Annotated in this window: 14 protein-coding genes; 9 read left to right on the top strand and 5 right to left on the bottom strand. The window is 73.2% G+C overall.

The annotated features are described in order from the left end of the window. Positions 1-17 precede the first annotated feature (17 nt). From HCN51_RS32885 to HCN51_RS32875, 3 genes are all read left to right on the top strand, one after another. On the top strand, positions 18-2,030 hold the full coding sequence (locus tag HCN51_RS32885) for a glycoside hydrolase family 2 protein (RefSeq protein ID WP_240973484.1): 2,013 nt from the start codon (positions 18-20) through the stop codon (positions 2,028-2,030). A gap of 14 nt (positions 2,031-2,044) precedes the next feature. Continuing rightward, positions 2,045-3,673: a ricin-type beta-trefoil lectin domain protein gene (locus HCN51_RS62510; protein WP_168014854.1), complete on the top strand. Its 1,629-nt coding sequence runs from the start codon at positions 2,045-2,047 to the stop codon at positions 3,671-3,673. A gap of 116 nt (positions 3,674-3,789) precedes the next feature. Next, complete coding sequence (locus HCN51_RS32875; RefSeq protein ID WP_168014852.1) at positions 3,790-5,349, top strand: cellulase family glycosylhydrolase; 1,560 nt, start codon at positions 3,790-3,792, stop codon at positions 5,347-5,349. 69 nt (positions 5,350-5,418) lie between these two features. Here the strand turns inward: HCN51_RS32875 and HCN51_RS32870 are convergent, their stop codons facing one another. Beyond that, positions 5,419-5,997, bottom strand: coding sequence for a TetR/AcrR family transcriptional regulator (locus tag HCN51_RS32870; RefSeq protein ID WP_168014850.1), 579 nt, complete (start codon positions 5,995-5,997; stop codon positions 5,419-5,421). Positions 5,998-6,202: 205 nt separating this feature from the next. Here HCN51_RS32870 and HCN51_RS32865 point away from each other — a divergent pair, with 205 nt between their 5' ends. Next, positions 6,203-9,229, top strand: coding sequence for an AAA family ATPase (locus tag HCN51_RS32865; protein ID WP_168014848.1), 3,027 nt, complete (start codon positions 6,203-6,205; stop codon positions 9,227-9,229). A 9-nt stretch (positions 9,230-9,238) separates the two neighbouring features. On the opposite strand, the gene HCN51_RS32860 is transcribed toward HCN51_RS32865, so the two are convergent. After that, the gene (locus HCN51_RS32860; RefSeq protein ID WP_168014846.1) at positions 9,239-12,646 is read right to left on the bottom strand and encodes a M28 family peptidase; all 3,408 of its coding nucleotides are present in this window, start codon (positions 12,644-12,646) and stop codon (positions 9,239-9,241) included. A gap of 269 nt (positions 12,647-12,915) precedes the next feature. Here HCN51_RS32860 and HCN51_RS32855 point away from each other — a divergent pair, with 269 nt between their 5' ends. The 3 genes from HCN51_RS32855 (at position 12,916) to HCN51_RS32845 (ending at position 17,729) form a co-directional block, all read left to right on the top strand. Then, a complete protein-coding gene (locus HCN51_RS32855; protein WP_168014844.1) occupies positions 12,916-16,131 on the top strand; it encodes a BTAD domain-containing putative transcriptional regulator in 3,216 nt (1,071 codons plus the stop codon). A gap of 67 nt (positions 16,132-16,198) precedes the next feature. After that, positions 16,199-17,335: an FAD-dependent monooxygenase gene (locus HCN51_RS32850; RefSeq protein WP_168014842.1), complete on the top strand. Its 1,137-nt coding sequence runs from the start codon at positions 16,199-16,201 to the stop codon at positions 17,333-17,335. 208 nt (positions 17,336-17,543) lie between these two features. Next, a complete protein-coding gene (locus HCN51_RS32845) occupies positions 17,544-17,729 on the top strand; it encodes a hypothetical protein (protein WP_080044484.1) in 186 nt (61 codons plus the stop codon). A gap of 50 nt (positions 17,730-17,779) precedes the next feature. On the opposite strand, the gene HCN51_RS32840 is transcribed toward HCN51_RS32845, so the two are convergent. Continuing rightward, positions 17,780-18,883, bottom strand: coding sequence for a serine hydrolase domain-containing protein (locus HCN51_RS32840; RefSeq protein WP_168014840.1), 1,104 nt, complete (start codon positions 18,881-18,883; stop codon positions 17,780-17,782). A 103-nt stretch (positions 18,884-18,986) separates the two neighbouring features. Here HCN51_RS32840 and HCN51_RS32835 point away from each other — a divergent pair, with 103 nt between their 5' ends. Then, complete coding sequence (locus HCN51_RS32835) at positions 18,987-19,625, top strand: TetR/AcrR family transcriptional regulator (RefSeq protein WP_080044482.1); 639 nt, start codon at positions 18,987-18,989, stop codon at positions 19,623-19,625. Here HCN51_RS32835 and HCN51_RS32830 read toward each other — a convergent pair. Beyond that, positions 19,606-20,412: an N-acetylmuramoyl-L-alanine amidase gene (locus HCN51_RS32830; RefSeq protein ID WP_168014838.1), complete on the bottom strand. Its 807-nt coding sequence runs from the start codon at positions 20,410-20,412 to the stop codon at positions 19,606-19,608. The genes HCN51_RS32835 and HCN51_RS32830 overlap by 20 nt on opposite strands. Before the next feature lie 111 nt (positions 20,413-20,523). Between HCN51_RS32830 and HCN51_RS32825 the strand changes: the two genes are divergently transcribed. Further along, positions 20,524-21,888 carry a N,N-dimethylformamidase beta subunit family domain-containing protein gene (locus HCN51_RS32825; protein ID WP_168014836.1) on the top strand — a complete coding sequence of 455 codons (1,365 nt, stop codon included), beginning with the start codon at positions 20,524-20,526 and terminating at the stop codon, positions 21,886-21,888. A 16-nt stretch (positions 21,889-21,904) separates the two neighbouring features. On the opposite strand, the gene HCN51_RS32820 is transcribed toward HCN51_RS32825, so the two are convergent. Continuing rightward, a complete protein-coding gene (locus HCN51_RS32820) occupies positions 21,905-23,512 on the bottom strand; it encodes a carbamoyltransferase family protein (protein ID WP_240973483.1) in 1,608 nt (535 codons plus the stop codon). Positions 23,513-23,647: the final 135 nt, after the last annotated feature.

Here is a 23,647-nt window from a genome sequence, read left to right as displayed (position 1 = left end):
TCATGAAAGAGAGCACCATGGAGTACCCCCGGCCGCATTTCGACCGGTCACATGCCTGGGCCAGCCTGAACGGCGACTGGGACTTCCGGGCCGACACCGAGCGCGACTACACCCGGACCATCACCGTGCCCTTCGCCTGGGAGACCCCGGCGTCCGGCATCGAGGCGCACTGGCTGCCCCTGGCCTGGTACCGCCGCACGTTCACGGTGCCCGGCGGATGGGCGGGGCAGCGGGTGGTGCTGCAGTTCGGCGCCGTGCACCACGAGGCCACCGTGTGGGTGAACGGCGTGGAGGTGGTCAGCCACCGGGGCGGTTACACGCCGTTCGAGGCCGACATCACCGACGCGCTCAAGGAGGGCGAGCAGGAGGTCGTCGTCCGGGTCTCCGCGCCGCTGGACAAGCGCGAGATCGCGCACGGCAAGCAGCGCAGCATTCCGCGCGACGACTTCGACGGCGTCTGCTTCACGCCGTCGTCGGGCATCTGGCAGAGCGTCTGGCTGGAGGCCAGGCCCGCCACCCACCTGGCGGCGCTGAAGCTGCGCCCGTCGCAGGCGCTGAACGCCATCGAGGTCGAGGCCCGCGTCTCTGGCACCGCTGACTCTACGCTCACGCTGGCCCTGCGCGGCACGTCCCTGAGCGTCGAGGTGCCCGTGGTGGACGGTGTGGCCGAGGCCGTGCTCCCGGTGGCCGAGCCGCGCCTGTGGTCGCCCGAAGACCCGCACCTGTACCACGTGGACGCCACGCTCACCTCGGCCGACGGCACCGACACCGTCGCCGCCTACACCGGGCTGCGCCGCATCGAGGTGATCGGCGAGGACCTGTACCTGAACGGCAGCCGCCTGTTCGTGCGCGGCGTGCTCGACCAGGGCTACTGGCCGCGCACCGGCATCACCCCGCCCGACGACGCCGCGCTGCGCCGCGACATCGAGCTGGCCGCCGCCGCCGGATACAACCTGGTGCGCAAGCACCTCAAGCTGGAGGACCCGCGCTTCGTCCACCATGCCGACGTGCTCGGCATGCTCGTGTGGGCCGAGCCGGCCGCGACCGGCCGCTTCTCCGCCGACTCGGTGGCGGCGTTCGAGGAGCAGATCGCGCCCATGGTCGAGCGGGACGGCAACTCCCCCGCGATCATCATCTGGGGCCTCTACAACGAGGAATGGGGCCTCGACTGGGACATTCCCGGCGACCCGGCCAAGCAGCGGGCGACCGCGCAGGCGTACGACCTGCTCAAGGCGCTCGACGCGAGCCGGCCCGCCGTCGACAACTCCGGCTGGACGCACGTCAAGACGGACCTGCTCGACTGGCACTACTACGACGAGTCCGCCGCCTCCTGGGGCAGGACCGTCGCCGCGCTGCTGAACGGCGAGCAGGACGACTTCCCCGTCAAGCTCGGCCCCGACTTCGTGGTCCGCAAGAAGCTCGCCGGCCACCCCGACCAGCCGCTGCGCGGCCTGCCGAACCTCAACAGCGAGTACGGCACCGGCTTCACCTCCGTCGAGCGGGGCTGGCAGCTGCGCTGGCAGACCCAGGAGCTGCGCCGCCACGACCGCGTGGCCGGCTACGTCTACACCGAGCTGTACGACATCGAGCACGAGATGGCCGGCCTGCTGGACTTCGAGCGCCGCGCCAAGGACCTGGCCGGCGTGAACCCGGCCGACGTCAACGCCACGACCACGCTCGTGCTCGACGTCGTGCCCGTCGCGCCCGGCCGTGACCTGCTCAGCGAGTCGCGCGAGGTGAGCGTGCCCGTGCGCGTCTCGCACCACGGCACCGAGCCGGTCAACGGCCACCTGCGCACCGCCTGGACCCCCGTCTTCGGCGCCGCCCCCGCCGCCTTCGACGCCGACGGCCCGTGGATCGAGGCCAAGCCGTTCCTGCTCAGCGGCGCCGCCGAGGTGCGCGCCGAGCTGCCGGCCGGCTGGACCAGCGGGCGCCTGCACGTGGCGCTGGTCAGCGACGGCGCCGTCATCGCCCGCTCCGCCCTGGACGTGGACACCCACACCGACCCCGTCATCGGGGACGACCGCTAAGGAGAGATCAGCACGTGCGACTCACATCCCCCGCGCGGCTTCTGACCACGTTAGCCCTGATCGCCACCAGCCTGGGAGCCCTGGCCGGACCCGCCTCGGCGGCGCCCGCCGGCCAGGTGCTCTACTCCCCGAACCTGACCACGTTCCCCCAGGGTGACGCCAGCTACCCCAGGGCGGTCCGGCTCGACCACGACGGCTCGGCGAACGAGACGATGCTGGCCACGTTCGCCAAACGCGGCCACAACGCGCCCGCCTCGTTCCCCATCTACCGCAGCACCGACGGCGGCCGCACCTGGTCGGCGAACCCGATCTCCACCATCACCTCCCACACCCCGGGCTGGGGGATCGGCGCGCCCGTCCTGTACGAGGTGCCGCGCACCGCCAACGGCCTCAACCAGGGCGACGTCCTGGCCGCCGGGACCGCCTGGGTGGAGGGCGACTACACGGCGCAGAAGGTCGAGGTGTTCAAGAGCACCGACCACGGCGTGACGTGGACGTACCTGTCGAACTGCACGCAGACCAGCGGCCTGCCCGACACGATCGGGCACGGCATCTGGGAGCCGTGGTTCCTGCTCGCCCCGAACAACACGCTGGCCTGCTTCATCTCCGACGAGCGGCCCGCGAACAGCGCCACCAACAACCAGGTCATCGGCCACTACACCTCCACGAACGGCGGCCAGACCTGGAGCTCGACGATGACGCAGGACGTCGCCTTCCCGAACGACAACCTGGCCCGGCCGGGCATGTCGATCGTGACGGGGCTGCCGAACGGCACGTTCCTGATGGCGTACGAGCTGTGCAGGGACGCCACGGACGCCGACCACGCGTGCGAGGTCTACATCAAGACCAGCTCCGACGGCCTGAGCTGGGGCTCGGGGGCCGGCACGCTCGTGCGCACCGCCGACCAGCGGGAACTGCTGCACACCCCGTACGTCACGTGGCTGCCCGGCGGCGGCGCCAACGGCACGCTGCTGCTGTCCGGCCAGCGCGTCGTGGCCGGGCCGACCGGCAACAAGACCGTGCTGGGCGAGTCCGGCCAGGTGCTGTTCGCCAACACCAACCTCGGCGCCGGCGCGTGGACCGAGATCGAGGCGCCCGTGCTCACCGCGCCCACCGGCGGCTACAACCCCGGCGAGCCGTCCTGCCCCGGCTACAGCTCGCCCATCGTGCCGTCGGCGAACGGCACCGGCTTCCTCTACCTGACCGCCACCCACCTGACGGGCAACCAGTGCCAGGTCAGGTACGGCCTCGGCACGCTGCCCGCGCCGGCCGTGCAGGTCGTCGGGCCCGGCGGCAAGTGCCTGGACGTCGACACCAACACCAACGCCAACGGCAACGCCGCCCAGCTCTGGGACTGCGGCGTCGCCACCGGCCAGCGCTGGTCCACGCACCCGGAGGGCAGCCTGCGCGCGTTCGGCAAGTGCCTGGACGTGGACGCGCAGGGCACCGCCAACCACACCAAGGTGCAGCTCTGGGAGTGCAACGGCAGCGGCGCCCAGAAGTGGGTGCACCGCTCGGACGGCTCCCTGTTCAACCCGCAGTCGGGCCGCTGCCTGGACGCGCCACAAGGCGCCACCGCCAACGGCACCAAGCTGCAGATCTACGACTGCAACGGCCTGTTCCCGCAGCAGTGGACGATGTGAAACTTTCACACGTCGTCGCAGGTCAGAGGCATGATGCGGGCGTGACGCATTGACGTGCGCCGGGGGCGTGGCGAGCATATCGCCGCGCCCCAACCCCTTTCCGAAAGGGCACCTTCATGCACCTGCCCAAGGCCGCGACGGCCGCACTGGCCACGCTGGTCACCGCGGCCGCGGTCGCCGTCGCCGTGACCTCCACCCCCGCCTCGGCCGCGGCCGGCACGGGCACGGGATACCTGCGGACGAGCGGCAACAAGATCGTCGACAGCACCGGTGCGACGGTGCGCCTGACCGGGATCAACTGGTTCGGCATGGAGACCGACAACAAGACCTTCCACGGCCTGTGGTCCAGCAACCCCTGGAAGGGCCAGATCGACAAGATGGCCTCGCTGGGCTACAACACGCTGCGGGTGCCGTACTCCAACGACGCGCTCAAGCCCGGCGCCACCGCCACCGGCATCAACGACTACGTCAACCCCGACCTGATCGGGCTGACGCCGCTGCAGATCCTGGACAAGGTCGTCGACTACGCCGGCAGCAAGGGCATGCGGATCATCCTCGACCGCCACCGCCCCACCTCCGCCGGGCAGTCCCCGCTCTGGTACGTCTCCGCCACCCCGGAGAGCACCTGGATCAACGACTGGAAGGCGCTGGCCCAGCACTACGCCGGCAACACCACGGTCATCGGCGCCGACCTGCACAACGAGCCGCACGCCGAAGGCACCAACCCGAACGCCACCGGTGCCTGCTGGGGCTGCGGCGACCAGAACCGCGACTGGCGCCTGGCCGCCGAGCGCGCCGGCAACGCCGTCCTGTCCGTCAACCCCAACTGGCTGATCTTCGTCGAGGGCGTGAGCTGCCCGAGCGGCGGCCTGTCGAACGTCTGGGACGGCGACCCGTCCAACGACGAGGACTGCGGCTGGTGGGGCGGCAACCTGACCAAGGCCGGGCAGTACCCGGTGCGGCTCAACGTGGCCAACCGGCTCGTCTACTCGCCGCACGAGTACGCCACCTCCGTCTACCACCAGTCGTGGTTCGACGCGCCCGACTACCCGGCCAACATGCCGGCCATCTGGGACAAGTACTGGGGCTACCTCTACAAGCAGAACATCGCGCCGATCATGCTCGGCGAGTTCGGCACCACGATGACCTCCAACGTGGACAAGGTGTGGCTGCAGGAGCTGATGAAGTACATGGGGACCGGGGTGAACGGGATGTCGTTCACGTACTGGTCGTGGAACCCCAACTCCGGTGACACCGGCGGCATCGCCAACGACGACTGGACCACCATCAACCAGGCCAAGCAGGACATCCTCCAGCCGTACCTGATCCCGCCCGTGGGCGGTGGCGGCTCCACCACGACGCCTCCCGTCACTCCTCCTCCCGGGCAGTGCACGGTCACCTACAAGGAGACGAACTCCTGGCAGGGCGGCTTCCAGGGCGAGCTGACCGTCAAGAACACCGGCACCTCGACCATCTCCGGCTGGAGCGCCACCTGGACGTTCCCGTCGGGGGTGACGCTCAACAACGGCTGGAACGCGGTCGTGACGCAGTCGGGCACGACGTGGACCGCCAAGGGCCCCGATTGGTCGAAGAACCTGGCGCCGGGCGCGTCGGTGGCCGTCGGCTTCACCGCCAACGGGCCCAGCAGCCAGCCCGCGGGAGCCGCCTGCTCCTGACCCTCCGGACCGAGCGCCCGTCCCCGCGATTCCTGACCGAGCACCGCGGGGGCGGGCGCTCGCACGTCGTCAGGCGAACGGCTGGGCGAGGTGGTCGAGGGTCTCGTTCATGACCTCGCGCAACGTGCGGGCCTCGTGCTCCTCCGTCCACACGTGGGTGGACACCCGCAGCCCCACCAGGAAGGCCGCCGCCAGCACCCGCCCCGGCACCGCGCTCTCCCGCCCGGCGACGGCCTCGGCCAGGTCGCGTTCGAGCGCCGCGTGGTTGGCGAGCTGGCGGGCCAGGAGCGAGGGGTGGCGCTTGGCGAGGCGGGTGCGCAGCGCCCACTCGCGCTCCGGCTCCCCCAGCTCCCGGTGCAGGTCCTCGATGGAGGCCCGCAGCGCCTGCCAGGCCGTCAGCCCCTCTGGCTGGGCGCGCACCTGCTCCACCAGGGCCCGGATGCGCTGCTCCTCGCCGTAGAGGAGCGCGTCCTCCTTGCCGGAGAAGTAGTTGGAGAACGTGCGGCGCGAGATGTTGGCGGCGTCGGCGATCGCCTCGACGGTGACGGCGTCGAGGCCGTGCTCGACCACGAGCCGCAGGGCCGCCTCGTGCACGGCCTGCCGGGTCTCGGCCTTCTTGCGTTCCCGCAGCCCCACGGTGGTCTCCATGATGGGCCCAGCCTACCTGCGGCAGGCGTGCGAGCCCCGGCTGCGGTCAGGGCTCGCACAAGATCATTATCACCCATCAAGATCATGTACGGGACACGAAACGCGGATCTGACGAACCGATCCGACAGGCGATGGACGAAACAGTGAGAAGCCAGCACACTCGCGAGGTGAATGGAGAGAACCTGCCACTGTTACGGAGACCCCGATGGCAAGCCTGGCTTCTCCTGCGCTGGTCGGGCGCGACGCCCCCCTGCGATTACTCATCGGCGCCATCACCTGCCCGCCCGCCGTCATCCAGGTGCAGGGCGAGGCGGGGATCGGCAAGACCAGCCTCGTCCGAGCCGCGATCGGCCCGCTCACCGAAGCGACCGTGCTGATCGGGCACTGTCACCAGATCCGCGAGCCGTTCCCGTACGGGCCCGTGTTCGACGCGCTGCGGCACGTCGCGGCCGCCCTGCCCGAGCGCGACCGGCTCAGCCCCGTCACCGGGGCGCTGCGCGGCTACCTGCCCGAGCTGGCCGGGCACCTGCCGCCCGCGCCCACCCCGCCGCCCATGGGCGACCCGCGCGCCGAGCGGCACCACCTCTTCCGCGCCGTGCACGCCCTGCTCGGCGCCGCCGGGCCCGTCGTGCTCGTCGTCGAGGACCTGCACTGGGCCGACGACGGCACCCGCGACCTGCTGCGCTTCCTCACCGACCAGCCGCCCGAGGGGCTGGCGCTCGTCGTGACGTTCCGGCGGGAGGACCTGCCGGTGCCGGGGCTGCCGTTCGGGCACGCCTACCGGCGCACGCCCGGCGTGCGCAGCGAGGTGATCTCGCTGACCCCGCTCGACGTCGAGGACGTGCGCAGCCTCGCGGGAACGCTGCTCGCGTCGGCGCCTGACGGGCCTTCCGGGCCGGCCGCACTCGCCGGGAGCTCCGGGAGCTCCGGGGGCTCCGGGGGCTCCGGGATCTCCGCGGCCTTCGCCCGCAAGCTGCACGAGCGCACGGCCGGGGTGCCGTTCGTGATCGAGGAGGTCGTGCGCTCGCTCCTCGACGGCGAGGGCCGCCTGCCCGAGCCCGAAGCGCTCGACCGGATGGGCGTGCCCGTGCTGCTGCGCGAGGCCATGGCCGAGCGCCTCACCGGCCTGTCGCCGGCCGCCCTGCACGCCGTCCACGCCGCCGCCGTCCTGCGGCTCCCCGCGGACGAACCGCTCATCACCACCGTCTCGGGCGGATCCGGGCTGAGCGAGGCGCTCCAGGCCGGCGTGCTGCGCGAGCAGCCCGACGGCCTGTACGGCTTCCGCCACACCCTCGCCCAGCAGGCCGTCTACGACGCCATCCCCGGCCCCGACCGGCGGCTCGCGCACCGCCGCGCCATGGCCGCCCTGGCCGCGCTGGACCCGCCGCCCCTCGTCCAGCTCGCCCACCACGCCCGCCACGCCGGCGACGTCGCCGCCTGGCAGCGGCACGGCGCCGCCGCCGCCGACCACGCCGCCGCCATCGGCGACATCCCCCTCGCCGTCGAGCTGCTGGACGGCCTGCTCGCCGACCCGAAGCTGCCCACGCAGGCGCGCGGCCCGCTGGCGCTGCGGCTCAGCCGCGTCGCCGCCATCGGCCTGTCGCACCGCCGCGTCGTCCGCATCCTGCGCCACCTCCTGTCCGACGACTTCCTCTCCCCCCGGGTACGCGGCGAGGCCCGGCTCAACCTCGGCGTCCTGCTGTCCAACCAGGCCGGCGCGATCACCGCCGGCCGCCAGGAGATCCTCGCCGCCCTCCCCGACCTGGCCGACAGCCCCTCGCTGGCCGCCCGCGGCCTGGCCCTGCTGGCCATGCCCGTGTGGGGCGGCGAGCCGCTGGCCATGCACGAGGAATGGATGACGCAGGCGGAGAAACTGCTGGTGGAGGGTCAGGACCCGGAGCTGACGGCCGCCGTCCAGGCCAACAAGGTCAGCATGGCCATGCTGGTCGGCTCGCCCGACGCGTTCGAGCTGGCCGGCACGCTGCCGGTCAACGACCCGTCCACCGCCGTACGCCGCCAGGTGGCCCGCGGCTACTCCAACCTGTACGACGCCGCGCTCGCCCTCGGCCACTACGCCGCCGCCGGGAGGTTCGCCGAGCGCAGCAGGCGCGTCGCCGAGGAGACCGGCGCCCTGTACCCGGCGTTCCTGGTCGAGATGTCGTCCATCCGGCTCGACCTGCTCACCGGCCGCTGGGACGGGCTGCGCGAGCGGGCGCTGGCCGCCGTCGAGATGACGTACGAGGCGCCGCTGCTGGCCGTCGAGGCCCGGCTCGCGCTCGGCGTCCTGGCCCTGGCCAGGGGCGAGTGGGACGAGGCCGGCGAGCACCTGGAGGCGGCCGGCGTGCGGGACCTCGACTCCGGGTTCCTGCCGGTCGCCGTGGCCGGGTCGAGCGGGCTCGTCGAGCTGCACCTGACCAGGGGCGCCCTGGAGCCCGCGCTGGCGGCGGCCGACCTCGCGGTGACCCGGCTTCGGCGCAAGGGGGTGTGGGTGTGGGGCGACCAGCTCGTCCCCGCGGCCGTCACCGCGCTGCTCAAGGCGGGCCGCTCGGAGGCGGCGGCGGGGCTGGTCGCCGAGTTCGCGGCCGGCATCGAGGGCAGGAACGCGCCGTCCGCGCACGCCGGGCTCGACCTGGCCCGGGGGGCCCTGGCCGGCGCCGCGGGCGCCTGCGACGAGGCCGCCCGCCGCTACGCGCGGGCGCGGGCCGCGTACCTCGCGATGCCGCGCCCCTATGCGGCGGCACGGACCGCCGAGCTGGAGGCGGGCGCGCGGCTCACCCTCGCGGACCAGGACCGGACCGCCCAGCGCGAGCGCGCCGCCGACCGCGAGCGGAACGGCCAGCGAGAGCGCGCCATCGACCGCGAGCCGGGCGGTCAGCGGGAGCGGGCCGCCGATCTGATCGCGGAGGCCGCCGAGCGGTATGCGGCGCTCGGGGCGACGCATGACGCGGCCCGGTGCCGGCGGCTGCTGCGGGAGCTGGGCCCCGGGCGGCCGGTCGCGCGGCGGAGCAGGAGGGGCGGCGGCGGGGTGTTGTCGCCGCGCGAGAGCGAGGTGGCCAGGCTGGTCGCGCTCGGCCGGACGAACAGGGAGATCGCCGAGGTGCTGTTCCTGTCGCAGCGCACGGTGGACACCCACGTGGCCCGCGTGCTGCAGAAGCTCGGCGTGCGCACGCGGGCGGAGGTGAGAGAGCCCCGGCCGGAGCACCGGCCGGGGCCCGTCACCCCCGAGTCCTGAGGGAAGCGGTCAGACCGTGATGCTCCACGAGTCGAGGTAGCCGGTGTCACCGGAGTAGACGTCCTCGATGTCGAGCACCCACGTGCCGGCCGCCTGCTGGCTCACCGGGACGGAGAACGTCCTGGTGCCGTACTCGGTGCAGGTCGTGCCGCCGTACCGGTCGACCGCGTACCAGGTGCCGTTGGGCCCGCGCAGCCAGATGTCGAGGTCCTCCGCGCACGTGTGGCTGATCGTGATGGACAGCCGGACCGGCGAGGTCGCGGTGCCCGTCGCGGTGGAGGTGATCGAGCTCTGGGTGTTGGCGTAGTCCTGGATCGGGTAGTCGGTGTCGTTGGTGAACGTCCGGCCGCCCGAGGTGCCCTGGACGGTCAGCGCGTACGTCGTCGTGTGCGTGGCCGTCTCGCCGGTGCCGGTCACCGTGACGGTGTAGTTACCGGCGGGGGTGGTGGGCGCGGTCGTGATGGTCAGCGTGGCCGACCCGCCGGAGGTCACCGAGGCCGGGTTGAAGGTGGCGGCGGCGCCGGACGGCAGCCCGCCGGCCGACAGGTTCACGGTCTGGGCGGTGCCGGCCGTGGTGCTGGTGCCGATGGTGGAGGTGGCCGGTGAGCCGGCCTGGACGGTGCCGCTCGCCGGGCTCGCCGTCATCGAGAAGTCGCGGGTGGGCGGGGTGCCGCCGACCGCCTGCTTCCAGATGGCGTACATGGCCGCGTCGGCCGCCCGGTCGAGGACGGTGTCGTTGATGTTGCTGGTGGTGTCGCAGGCGGAGTGGTAGCAGGAGTCGTACGCGCGCCCCGCCGTGCCGCCCCACTTGGCGGCCTGCGCCGAAGTCTTGGTGGCGCTGGCGCCGGCGGCGACGCCGGAGCTGGCGATGCCGGCGTTGCGGAAGGAGGCGTCGTCGGAGCGGTTGGCGCCTTCGACGTTCTCCTCGGGCTGGAGGCTCAGCCGGTCGTAGAACTCCTTCAGGTACGCGGCCCCGGTGGTGTTGATGTTGTTGATGAAGTAGCCGCCGTTGGTGGAGCCGGTCATGTCGTAGTTGTAGTAGACCTGGATCCGCGACCGCTCGGTGGAGCTGAGCGAGGCCACGTAGTACTCCGAGCCGTTGAGCCCCTGCTCCTCGTCCGTCCACCAGCCGAACCGCACGTGCTTGGCCAGCGTCGGGTTGCGCTGCGCGAGGGTCAGCGCGACCTCGAGGAGGTTGGCCGAGCCTGAGCCGTTGTCGTTGATGCCGGGCCCGGCGGCCACGCTGTCGAGGTGCGCCCCGGACATGATGACCTGGTTCGCGTCGCCTCCGGGCCAGTCGGCGATCAGGTTCGGGCCCGCGCCGCTGCTGCAGTAGGAGGTGGTGCAGCTCTGCCTGGTGACGGTGTAGCCGGCCGCGCGCAGCTTCTCCTCGATGTACGACACCGACTGCAGGTAGCCGTTGCCCGTGGAGCGGCGGGTGCCGCCGTTCGCGGTGGCGATCGACTGGAGCTGCGTCAGGTGCGCCTTGACGTTGGTGAGGCTGACGTCCGGCGGGTCACCGGGGTTCGGCCCCTGGCCGACCGTGAGCGTGTAGGTGGCGCTGTGCGAGGTCGTGCCGGCGCCGGTCACGGTGATCGGGTACGTGCCCTGCGGCGTGGCCGAGCCGGTCCGCACGGTCATCGTGGCGGAGCCGCCCGAGGTCACGGACGTGGGGCTGAAGCTCACCGTCGTCCCGGACGGCGCGCCGGAGGCCGACAGGGTCACCGTCTGCGCGCTGCCCGACGTGGTCTGCGTGTTGACCGTGGCCGTGACCTGCTGGCCGGGCGTCGCGCTGCCGGACGACGGGTTGAGCGTGAGCGAGAAGTCGTTGTTGCCCGGCGTGCCGCACGCGGGCTCGCCCGACGTGGCCGCCACGCTCACCGCGCTCCACGCGGCCTTGGTGGTGTTGCACTCCGCGCTGTTCGCGCCGAACAGCTCGACGGCGGCCGCGACCGAGGCGGCGCGGACGTTCGTGTACCGCCACGACGAGGTCTTCCTGCCGAGCGCGCCCATGAAGATCTTGCCGGCGTTCTGGATGCCGACGCCGGTGACCGACGAGGGCCCGCCGGAGCAGATCGGGCTGGACGGCTTGCCGCCGCCCGGGTTGTTGCCCTCGGCCAGCAGGTAGAACCAGTGGTTCAGCGGGCCTGCCGCCGCGTGCACCTCGGTGTTCGGGATCGAGGATGACCAGCAGTTCGGGTCGCCGAGCGCGCCCGGGTTGTACATGTTCCTGATCGGCCCCTGCCCGACCAGGTTGACCTCCTCGCCGACCAGGTAGTCCGGCGGGTCGTTGGGGTTGTTCGCGTAGTGCTCGGTGAGCGCGCCGAAGATGTCGCCGGTGCCCTCGTTGATGCCGCCGTTCTCGTTGCCGGAGCCGGCGCCGCCCGGCGTGGTCTGGAAGATCGCGTGCCCGAACTCGTGGGCCACCACGTCGATCGGGGTCGCCTGCTGCGTGTTGGCCTGGTTGTGGCCGAAGTTCGTGTAGCTGCCGTTCCAGTACGCGTTCACGTCCGCCAGCCCGACCCGGGCGGGGAAGCCGCGACCGCTGCCGTTGATGCCGTTGCGGCCCAGCCAGTCGCGCAGCATGTCCCACTCGCGCTGCACGCTGTAGAGGGCGTCCACGCACGCCGTCTCCAGGTTGGTGCCGGAGCCGTTGCCCCACGCGTCGTCCGTGCCGGTGTAGGCGCTGCCGCTCTGCCCGCCGCACTGGATGCCGGGCCTGGAGGAGTCGGTCATCGAGTACGAGCTGCCGGACCCGCTCGTGCCGATCGTCACCTGGCCGTAGTAGTAGCCGGTGCCGGTGCCGGCGCGGACGAGGTCGTAGGAGTCGGCGACCTTCCCGGTCCGCGCGTCCACGAACACGTGCTGGATGCTCGGCTTCCCGGCCGCCACGCCGCTGACCACGGCCTCCCACGCCAGCCGGGGCCGCTCGCCCCAGGCCAGCACGACCAGGCGCGGCTCCGCCGTGTCGTCCACCCGCTCCAGCTTCGTCCTCGCGACCTCGGTGGCGCGGCCGGCGGTGATCGCGGCCCTGGTCGACAGGCCGCGCGGGCTCGGCCCGGACGCCGCCGCCGTGTCCCTGACGTGCCCCGCCGCGTCGGTGACCACGACGGCGTCGCCGCCGACCACGGGCAGCCCCTTGTACGTACGCTCGTACGCCACGTAGAACATGTCGCTCGCGCCCGGCGTCACCGAGACCCTGCTGTAAGCCTCGTCCGGACCCCTGGTGAGCTCGTCCACCTGGCTGGCGACGGCCTTGTCCGCCACCGCCGCCGCGAGCGAGGCGGGATCGGCCGCCGCCGCCGCGGCGCTCTCCTGGGATTTGGCCGCTCCCGGAGGGGCGGCGTGCGCGGGTGACACGACGGTCGCGGCCGTGGCGATGCCGACGACCGCGGCGAGTAAGGCTCTGCGTTTCACGGCTGTCTTGCTCCTTTCGGCGCTTTCCCTGGGCCGCCGCGCGCTGGTGGGCGGGCGGCGGCCCGCGCGTGACCCGGGGTCTCCTGGGTTCGCGCCGGCGTCAGGGAAATGGGGGGTGATGGGGGGTGCTTGGAGGATGACGAGCGGGCCGTTTCGCCTTGATGCCGCCCGACGCTAAGCCCTCCGTGACGGCGGGAAAATACGTATGTGCATCGGTAGGCATACCGATAATTCCGTTTCGCCAGGTGAGGTGGGGGACAATCGGGGGCGTGCAGTTCGGTGTCCTCGGTCCGCTCGCCGTATGGGACGCCGCCGGCGGCCCCGTCGCCGTCGGCGGGCCCCGGCCGCGCGCCCTGCTGGCCATGCTGCTGCTCGACGCGGGACGGCTGGTCAGCGTCGAACGGCTCATCGACGGCCAGTACGGCGACCGGCCCCCGGCCGGCGCGGCCAACGCCGTCCAGGCGCAGGTGTCCCGGCTCAGGCGGCACCTGCCCGCCGGTCTCATCGAGTTCCACGGCACCGGCTACCGGCTGGCCGCCGAGCCCGACACCGTGGACGCCCACCGCTTTGAACGGCTGACCCGCGAAGGGCGCCGCCTGCTCGCCGCCGGGCTGCCCGCCCAGGCCGCCGCGCTGCTGCGGGAAGCGCTCGCGCTGTGGCGCGGCCCCGCCTTCGCCGACGTCGCCGGCGCGCCCTTCGCGCAGCCGCAGGCCGTGCGGCTGGAGGAGCTGCGGCTCACCGCCACCGAAGACCTGTACGAGGCCGAGCTGTCACTCCCCGACGCCCGGCCCGCCGCCGGGCTGCGCGAGCTGGTCGCCGCCCATCCCCTGCGCGAACGGGGTCGCGAGCTGCTCATGCGGGCCCTGCACGCGGCGGGGCGGCCGGCCGAGGCGCTGGCCGCGTACGAGGAAGGGCGGCGGCTGCTCGCCGACGAGCTCGGCGCCGACCCGTCACCCTCGCTCGCCGCCCTGCACCTGGAGATCCTGCGCGGGCATCCCGACCCGGGCGGCCCGCCCGCGCGGCCCGCCGCCGTCCGGACGGGGGTGCCCGCGCAGCTCACCAGCTTCGTGGGGCGCGAGGAGGAGCTGGCCCGGCTGGCCGCGCTGGGCTCGGCCCGGCTGGTCACCATCGTGGGGCCGGGCGGCACCGGCAAGACCCGCCTCGCCATCGAATCCACCACCCACCCGGCCGGTGCGGTGGCGTTCGTGGACCTGTCGCTCGTGGACGGGCCGAGGGGGGCCGTTGCGAGCGGGCAGGTGGCGCAGGTCGTGCTCGGGGCGCTCGGGCTGCGGGAGCCGGCGCTCAGGCCGGCCGCCGCCGGTGGGCCCGATCCGGTGGAGCGGCTGGTCGCCGCGCTGGCCGGGCAGGAGCTGCGGCTCGTCCTCGACAACTGCGAGCACGTCATAGACGAGGCCGCCGCGCTGGCCCGGCGCCTGCTCGCCCAGTGCCCCGGCGTGTCGATCCTGGCCACCAGCAGGGAGCCGCTGGGCATCACCGGCGAGCACATCGTCCCGCTCTCGCCGCTGCCCACCCCGCCGCCCGACGCGCGGGACCCGTTGAGCTACCCGGCGGTCCGGCTGTTCGCCGACCGGGCGGCGGCCGTGCGGCAGGGGTTCGCGCTCGACCCCGGCAACCTGGACGCGGTGCTGCGGATCTGCGCCGCGCTCGACGGGCTGCCGCTGGCGATCGAGCTGGCGGCGGCGCGGGTGCGCACGTCCGGGGTGGCGGAGATCGCCGACCGGCTGGCCGAGCACGGCCGCTTCCGGCTGCTGTCGCGCGGCGACCGCACCGCCGCCGCCCGCCACCAGACGCTGCGCGCGGTGGTGGAGTGGAGCTGGAGCCTGCTCGGGCCCGAGGAGCAGGCGCTGGCCAGGCGCCTGTCGGTGTTCACGGGCGGCGCGACGCTGGAGGCGGCCGAACGCGTCTGCGGCGCGACCGATGGGCCGACGGACCTGGCCGACGGGCTGGCGGATCTGGTGGACAAGTCGCTGGTCGAGACCGACGGCGAGCGTTACCAGATGCTCGACACCATCCGCCTGTTCTGCCTGGAGCGGCTGGCGGAGGCGGGCGAGGAGGAGCGGCTGCGGCAGGCGCACGCCGCGTGGTTCCTGGAGTTCGCCGCGAACGCCCACGACCACCTCTACCGCGGCGAGCAACTCGACTGGCTGGCCCGGCTGTCCGCCGACAACGCCAACCTGCAGTCGGCGCTGCGCTGGAGCGTCGAGCACGACCCGCCGACGGCGTGGCGGCTGGTGGGCACGCTGGGCATGTACTGGTGGCTGACCGGGCGGCGCGGCGAGGCCACCCGGCACGCCGATCGCCTCCTCGACGGCACCGGCGGCACGCCGCCCGCCGGGCTGGAGGAGGAGTACGTGCTGGCGGTGCTGCACGCCGTGCCCGACACCGGGTCGCCGCACTGGGGGCGGGCGAAGAAGATCGTGGCGTCGCTGGAGCGGCCGATGCGCTACCGGTTCGGGGTGGCGCTGTGGGGCATGATCGCGGGCCCGCCCGACGGCGGGGTGCCGGCGGATCGGACCAGCGAGCTGGTGCTCGGCTCAGACCCCTGGAGCCGGGCGCTCGACCGGCTCGGCATCGCGCTGATGCTGCTGCACGGCGGCCGGATCGCCGACGCCGAGTCCGGGATGGACCGGGTGCTGGCGGCCTTCCGGGCGCTGGGCGAGCGGTGGGGCATGGGGCAGGCGTTCGACTGGCTGGCCCTGATCGCGAGCTGGCGCGGCGACTGGCGGCGGGCGATGGAGCTGTGGGACCGGGCCCTCGCCCTGTTCGCGGAGCTCGGCGCGCTCGACGAGCTGGCGGACGTCCTGAGCAGGCGGGCCGACGCGCACTGGCGGGCGGGCGACCCCGGCGCCGCGCGGGCCGACATCGAGCAGGCCGGCGAGCTGGAGCGGCGGCTGGGGCGGCCGGAGCTGATGGCCTGGGTGCAGCTCCAGCTCGGGGACATCGCGCGGCTCCAGGGCGACCTCCCCGAGGCGGAGCGGCGGCTGGAGGCGGCACTGTCCGGCTCGGAGACCGGCGCCTTCACGGCCGGCGGGATGAGGTCCCGCGTCCACACCGCCCTGGCCCGCCTGGCCGCCGCCCGGGGGGACGTGGAGCGGGCCGCCCGCCTGCACGCGCAGGCACTGGCGATCGCGCTGGACTCCCCGCTGGCCAACGACGTGGCCGAGGTCGCGGAGGGCCTGGCCGCCCACGCACTCCACGAGGCGACCCGGGCGGCCGGCGACGCGGGCCACGCGGTTGGGGACGCGGGCCGGGCGTCGCAGGAGGCGGGTGAGCGGGCGGCGTTGCTGCTCGGGATCGGGGCGGCCGTGCGCGGCATGGCCGTGGCCGGGGATCGGGACGTGGCCGCGACCGCCGCCGGCGCCACGCGGGTGCTCGGCCCTGGGGGATTCGCGGCGGCGTACGCGAAGGGCGTGGCGATGAGCCGCGAGCAGGCCCTGGCCGTTCTTCGTGGAGTGGCCGGCTGACAGTGGCGTGCGGGGTTGTCAGTGGGTCGTCGTCCCGCTGTCAGCGGTGCTCGCGAAGCTCCCTGACATGCGAAACGTTCTCATCTCCGGCGCCGGCATCGGCGGCCCCGCCCTCGCCTACTGGCTCACCCGTCACGGCTTCCAGGTCACCGTCGTCGAGAAGGCACCCGCCCTGCGCCCCGGCGGGCAGGCGGTGGACTTCAAGGGCGAGACCCACCTGACCGTGCTGCGCCGCACGGGCATCCTGGACGACGTGCGCCGCCTCCAGACCGGCGGCACCGACCAGGAGATCGTGGACGCGAACGGCCGCAAGCTGGCGCTCCTGCCCGGCGCGTTCACCGCCGGCGACCTGGAGATCAAGCGCGGCGACCTGGCCAGGATCCTGTACGAGCGCTCGGCCCCCCACTGCGAGTACGTCTTCGGCGACTCGATCACCTCGCTCACCGAGACCCCCGGCGGCGTCCAGGTCACCTTCGAGCGCACCGCGCCCCGCACGTACGACCTGGTCGTGGGCGCCGACGGCATCCATTCCAACGTGCGCCGCCTCGCCTTCGGCCCCGAGTCCGACTATGTCCGGCACCTCGGCTACTACTACGCGCTGGCCGACGTCGAGGAGGACTTCGGCCCGATGCCGCAGATGTACAACGAGCCGGGCAGGATGGTGGCGACGGGCGGGCCGAAGGCGCCGGCGTTCTTCGTCTTCGCCTCCGGGCCGCTGGCCTACGACCGCTACGACGGCGAGCAGCAGAAGGCGGTGCTGGCGCGGGCGTACCAGGGCATGGGCTGGCAGACGGCGCGCATCATCGAGGCGGTGCGCCGCTCCGACAGCGTCTACCTCGACTCGATCAGCCAGGTCAGGATCGACCGCTACGCGCGGGGCCGGGTGGCGCTGCTCGGCGACGCGGGGTACGGCAACACGCTGGGCGGGTTCGGCTCGGGCCTGGCGCTGGTGGGCGCGTACGTGCTGGCGGGCGAGCTGGCGGCGGCGGGCGGCGAGCACCGGGCGGCCTTCGCCGCGTACGAGCGGCTGTTCAAGCAGTACGCCAGGATCGCCAGGAACGGCAACGCCGGCCCCTTCCTCGCGCCCCCGACGGCGGCCCGCATCCGCATGCGCAACTGGATGTTCAGGTCGAGCCTGCTCATGGGCCTGATGACGAAGATGGGCGACAAGTACGCCTCGGACATCGCGCTCAAGTCGTACTGACCGGCCGGCCTCACATACCGGAGCGCGCCGTCTCCGTCAAGGGCATTCGACCCTGATACCGGTCCGGTAGGTGAGCCGCCGACTCCTCCCCATGGCGTACGGAATTACCGCCGCATGACCGATGCGCTCCGGGGCCCGGCCTGTGCATCCTGGTGGGGACGGGTCCGGCGCGGGGCTCGTTCCGGACCTGGAGAGGAGTCACGAGGGCATGGACAACGCGGCAGGCCGCCCTACCGTGATCTTGGACAACGGCGTCGTGGGCCGGGTCATGCTGGCCCATCCGTCCCGGCGCGACCTGGTGCTCGTGCTCGGCATGGACGGCACCCTGCTGAGCTGTGAGCTCGACGACATCGCCTGCGTGGTCGGCGGCACGCCCCTCTGCCGCGACGGCTGACCCTGGGGAGCCTGTGGAAGGCACCGCCGCCGGCGGGCCCCCTTCCGGCATCAGCGGGCGGCGGTGACGAGGTCGCCGATCAGCTCGGCCGTCGTGAAGTCGTGGGTGAGCCGGTTCTTGGTCAGTGCGAACGTGGTGCCGGTCGCCGTGTCGGCCCAGGCCGTGCTGCCGCCGGCGCCGCCGATCCCGAAGACGGTCGGCGTCTGCTCCGGCGACGAGCCGGGCCGGCCGATGCCGAAGCCGAGCCCCCACGCCGACGGCATGCCGAAGATCTCGTCGACGCCGCTCGACACGATGGCGGTGGCCTCGCGCAGCCGTTCGGGGGTGATGAGGCGCACGCCGTCCACCTCGCCGAGCAGCGCGGCGTACATGCGCGCAATGGCCCTGGCCGAGGTCTTGCCGCCGGCGGGGATGTCGGCTGAGAGGTAGTCGGGCCGGTTGCCCAGCTCGGCGTTCGGCATGAGCGACATCGGCGCGGCCTTGAACATGGGCAGGTCGGCCGGCATCTCGCCCCACGCCGACGGGTCCATGGGGGCGTCCTCCAGGCGGGCCAGGCGCGCGTGCTCGCGCTCCGGCATGCCGAAGTACAGCTCGTCGGCCACCCCGAGCGGCCCCGCCACGTCCTCCTTGAGCACCTGCGAGATGGGCTTGCCGGTCACCCGCCGGACGATCTCGCCGACGATGAAGCCGAAGGTGTAGGCGTGGTAGCCCATCTTGGTGCCGGGCTCCCACCACAGCTCCGCGTCCTCCAGGGCGGCGACCATCTTGCCCCAGTCGCAGACGTCCTCGGGCGTGGTGTCGAGCGGCACGCCAGGCACGCCGGCCGTGTGCGAGAGCACGTGCCGGACGGTGACGCGCTCCTTGCCGTGCCGGGCGAACTCGGGCCACAGCTCGGCCACCGGCGTGTCGTAGCCGAACAGGCCGCGCTCGGCGAGCACGTGGGCGACGGCGGCGGTGGCGCCCTTGCCGATGGAGAAGTTGTAGAAGGGCGTGTCTGGTGTCACCGGCCGCCCGGTTTCATGGTCGGCGACGCCCGCCACGACGTCCACGATCTGGACGCCGTCCTGGTAGACGGCCACCTGGAGCCCGCGCTCCGCGCCCGACTCGACGAGCTTGTCGGCGGCTGCCTGCACCTGCTGCTGAAGGTCACTCATGTCCGTTTCCATCCCTGTTCGTCGCTGGAACTAGACGGTACAGTACTCACATCGGTACGGAACTGTCTAGTACTGTTCTGGGTACGCGAACGAGGAGGCGGTCATGGCAGCGGAAGAGGACGGCCGGACGGCACGCAAGCGCAGGCAGATCCTGGAGGCGGCGCTCCCGGTGTTCCTGCGCAACGGCTACGTGGGCACGAGCATGGACGAGGTGGCCGCACTGGCCTCCGTGTCGAAGCAGACCGTCTACAAGCACTTCACCGACAAGGAACAGCTCTTCACCAGCATCATCATGGACACCACCGGCCAGGTGGAGGGCCTGGCCAAGATGATCACGGCGGCCCTGGAGGACACCGACGACCTGGAGAAGGACCTGCGCGAGCTGGCCCGCCAGTTCCTCGCCCGCATCATGAGCCCCGACGTGCTCAAGCTGCGCCGCCTGGTCATCGCCGAGGCCGACCGCTTCCCCGACCTCGGCCGCACCTGGTACGCCCAGGGCTTCGAGCGCTCGCTGGAGACCATGGCCACCGCGTTCGGACGGCTGGCCGAGCGCGGCCTGCTGCGCACGGACGACCCGGCCCTGGCCGCCGAGCACTTCGTCGGCCTGCTGCTGTGGATCCCCGTGAACAAGGCGATGTTCTCGGGCGGCGGCGGCCACTACACCGAGGCCGACCTCGACCGGCTGGCGGACGCCGGGGTGGCCGCGTTCCTGCGGGCCTACGCTAGCCCAGGTAGCGCCTGATCCCGTCGGCGAGCGCGGCAGCCATGCGCTTGCGGAAGGCGGCGTCGGACATCTTGGCGGCGTCGCCCTTGTTGCGCATGTTGCCGCACTCGATGAACACCGCCGGCCGCGTCGACAGGTTGAGCCCGCCCAGGTCCGTGCGGGTCGCCAGGCCGTTCTTCGCGGTGTAGGTGGCGTACGGCATGCCGGTGCCGGCCCGGTAGGCGTCGCGGATGTCGCGGCCGAGCTTCGCCGACGGCTTGACCACGTCGTCGTTGTGCCCGCGCAGCAGGCCCGGCATGATCACGTGGAACCCGTGCCCGCCCGGCGCCGCGCCGTCGCCGTGGATCGACAGCACGGCGTCCGCCCTGGCCTCGTTGCCGATCGCGGCCCGCTCGGTGACGCACGGGCCCACGCCCTTGTCGTCGGGGCGGGTGAGCACGACCTTGGCGCCCATGCGCTCCAGGATCGGCTTCAGGTCGCCGGCGACGTCCCAGGTGAAGGCGTGCTCGGGGTAGCCGTCGGCGGTCTCGGTGCCGGTGGTGTTGCACGCCTTGCGGCCGGTGATGATGTCGACCTGGCGGTTGATCTCCTTCGGGTGCGCGGCGTTGCCGCCGTTGTGCCCCGGGTCGATGACGACGGTCTTGCCCGCCAGCGGCGCCCCCGTACCCGATGGGCTGCCGGACGGCGGGGAGGCGGGCAGCGCCGCCTCCCGGGCGGCGGGCACGGCACCGCCGCCACCGCCACACCCGGTGGACAGCGCGGCGAGCAGGGCCAGTGCCAGCGATCCGGCTCGGTGAGCACGCATGCCACCGACCGTACCGGGCCCCGCCCCGGAAACCCAAGACCGGCGCTGACCTGCGATTTCGTGTCGCGAACCGGGTTTCCGCCGGACGCGCGGCGGTGAGGATCCGAGGGTGTGATCCGAGGTTACGCAGAGCAGCCGAGCCCGTTCGCGGGCGGCGAGGTGACGTTGCGCGTGTCGACGGACGCGCCCCGGTTCAGGGTGGAGCTGCACCGGTGCGGCGACGGGCTGACCTTGTGCGAGAAGTCGCCGTGGCTGCCGGGCGCCGACGCGCCCCCGCACCTGCCCGCCCACGACTGGGGCCGTCCGGGCACGGGGCTGCGCGGTGAGCCGCTGCCCGCCTGGTCCGCCTACCCGATGCCGGCCCCCGCCGAGCCCGGCGTGTACGTGGCGGTGCTGGTGGAGGGCGACGAGAGCGGCCGCGACCGGACCGACCCCGACCGGACGACGGCCGACGGGCGCGAGGCCAAGGCCCTGTTCGTCGTCCGTCCCCCGCGGCCGGCGGCCCGCATCCTGTACAAGCTGCCGCTGCTGACCTACCACGCCTACAACCTCATCGACGGCCACGCCTACGACCCCGCGCGGGTGGCCGGGCACTGGTGCCTGTACAACATGCCGCGCCCCGAGGAGGTGCCCGGCGGGCTGGCCCCGGGGGTGGGGCTGCACCGGCCGGGCGGCGGCACGGGCGCGACGCCGTACGACATCACGAACTTCGACCCGTACGACCCGACACCGCGCCAGACGTACGTGCATTGGGACGGCCCGTTCGTGGCCTGGCTGGAGCGGCACGGGTACGCGGTGGACCTGTGCACGGACGTGGACCTGCACCGGGAGGGGGCGGAGCTGCTGGAGCCGTACCGGCTGCTGGTGAGCGCGGGGCACGACGAGTACTGGAGCGACGCCATGCGCGCGGCCGTGGCGCGGCACGTGGCGGGCGGCGGGAACGCGGCCTTCTTCGGCGGCAACACCTGCTGGTGGCGGGTCGTCTTCCACGACGCCGTCACCTTCTCCCGGGTCGGCTTCTGGCACGAGGCGGGCGCGCCGGAGAACGAGCTGATCGGCGTGAGCTTCCGCAACGGCGGCGAGCGCGACCGCGACGAGCACCCGGTGCCGGTGGGCTTCCGGGTGCAGCACGCCGGCCATTGGGTGTACGAGGGCACGGGGCTGCGCGACGGAGAGGTGTTCGGGCTGGCGGAGAACCTGGTGGGGTACGAGTGCGACGGCGCCGCGTTCGACCGCGACGCCGGGCCGCCTCACGTGCCCACGGGGGCCGACGGCACGCCGCCCGGGTTCACGATCCTGGGCGTGGGCGATGCGCGGGCGAGCGGCTGGGGGCTCGGCAACGGGGCCGCCACCATGGGCCTCTACACCGATGGCGGCACCGTCTTCAACGCCGCCACCACCGACTGGGTGCGCGGCCTGGCGACCTCGCCGGCGGTCGAGCGCATCACGGCGAACGTGCTCGACCGCCTCGGCTGAGGCTGACGGCCGCGGGTCAGGCGGGCTCGCCCGGCAGCGGCGGCTCCTCCCGCTTGCGGATCAGGTACGGCGGCATCGCCAGCGCGTGCATGCCGGTCGCGGCGAGCGTCTGGATCGAGTGCTCCGGCGTCTCCGTGAGCGGCTCCCCTGGCCCGTTCAGCGAGGTGTTGACCAGCACCGGCGTGCCGGTGCGCTCGTGCCACCGGCTGAGCAGGGCGTGCAGGAACGGGGTGGTGGCGCGGGTGACCGTCTGGAGCCTGGCGGTGCCGTCCACGTGCGTGATCCCCGGCAGCCGGTCGCGGTGCTCGGGGCGGACGGCGGCGGCGTACTGCATGAACGGGGCGGGCCGGTCCACCTCGAAGATCTGCTCGGCGTGCTCGGCCAGCACCAGCGGCGCCAGTGGCCGGAACCACTCGCGGCCCTTCACCTCGAAGTTGATGTAGTCCTGCATGTCGGGGCTGCGCGGGTCGCCGAGGATGCTGCGGTTGCCGAGCGCGCGCGGCCCCGACTCGCTGCGGCCCTGGTGCAGCCCGATCACCCGGCCGCTGTCCAGCAGCGTGGCCAGCTCGCCCACGAGGTCGGCCGGCTGCTCGGCGTACAGGCCGGCGGGCAGGGCGCGGACGGCGGCCTCGATGTCGCTCTCGTCGGGGTCGGGGCCGAGGAAGTCGTCCGTCCAGCGGAAGCGGCTGTCGACGCCGAGGCAGGCGATGAGCCCGTACAGGGCGCAGCCGACGGCCGTGCCGCCGTCGTGCGGGCTGGGCGGGATGAACACCTCGCGGAACGGCGACTCGCGGATGAGCCGGCCGTTGGCGGAGCAGTTGAGCGCGGTGCCGCCGGCGAAGGCGAGCGCGTCGAGGCCGGTCTCGGCGTGCAGCCAGGCGACCACCCGGTTGAGCGCCTCCTCGAAGGCGCGCTGGCCGGCGGCGGCGAGGTTCGCGGCGCGGCGGAACTCCTCGCCGCCCGGCTCGTAGACGAACGCGTCGCGGCGCCGGAACGTCTCCAGCCAGGCGTCCGGGATGTGCACCTCGTGGCCGCGCACGTCGAGGCCGGGCAGGCCGAGCGCGCCGGGGTCGCCGAACGGGGCCAGCCCCATCACCTTGCCCTCGTTGCCCTCGCCCTCCGGCCACAACATCTTCGTCAGCAGCGCGTAGAAGCAGCCGAGCCCGGCGGGCCTGGCCCAGTCGCCGTCCCAGAGCTGCTTGGCCAGGCATTCCAGGCGCCCGCGCCGGCACCGGTAGAAGGAGGCCACCTCCAGCAGGTCGCCGTCGGTGCCGGGCGGCAGCGGGACGTCCTCGGTGAAGTCGCGGACGTGGCTGCCCTGCGCGTCGATCACCAGCCCGGCCGCCTCCTCGAACGGTGAGGGGTAGAAGGCGCTGTAGAGGTGGCTGAGGTGGTGGGAGACGAGCACGATGGGCGCGCCGTCCTTGAGCCCGAGCGTCTCGCGCACCTCTTCCTGGTACGCGGGCGCGTGCTCGATCTCGGTGTCCGACGAGTAGCCCTCCACGACCAGGTCCACCGGCTCCTTCAGCAGCGGCATGGCGGGCAGGTAACGGTCGGGCAGGTCGCCGAGCCGGCCCCAGTGGTGCTTGCGGCGGCTGACGCGTTCCTTTTGCAGGCTGTACATGCCGGACTCGCCCACCGCGACGGCTATGGAGCCATCCTGGGTGCGATTTATCCCGACAACGATGGGAAAGTCGGCCATCTGCGGTGCCTCCTGATCGTGATCACGGGCACCGATACCCCAGGGCGGGACAAGTGG

The sequence above is a fragment of the Nonomuraea composti genome (assembly GCF_012034275.1).
GTDB lineage: Bacteria > Actinomycetota > Actinomycetes > Streptosporangiales > Streptosporangiaceae > Nonomuraea > Nonomuraea composti.
The sequence above is the reverse complement of the archived record's forward strand: the minus strand, read 5'-3'. Positions and strand labels throughout refer to the sequence as shown.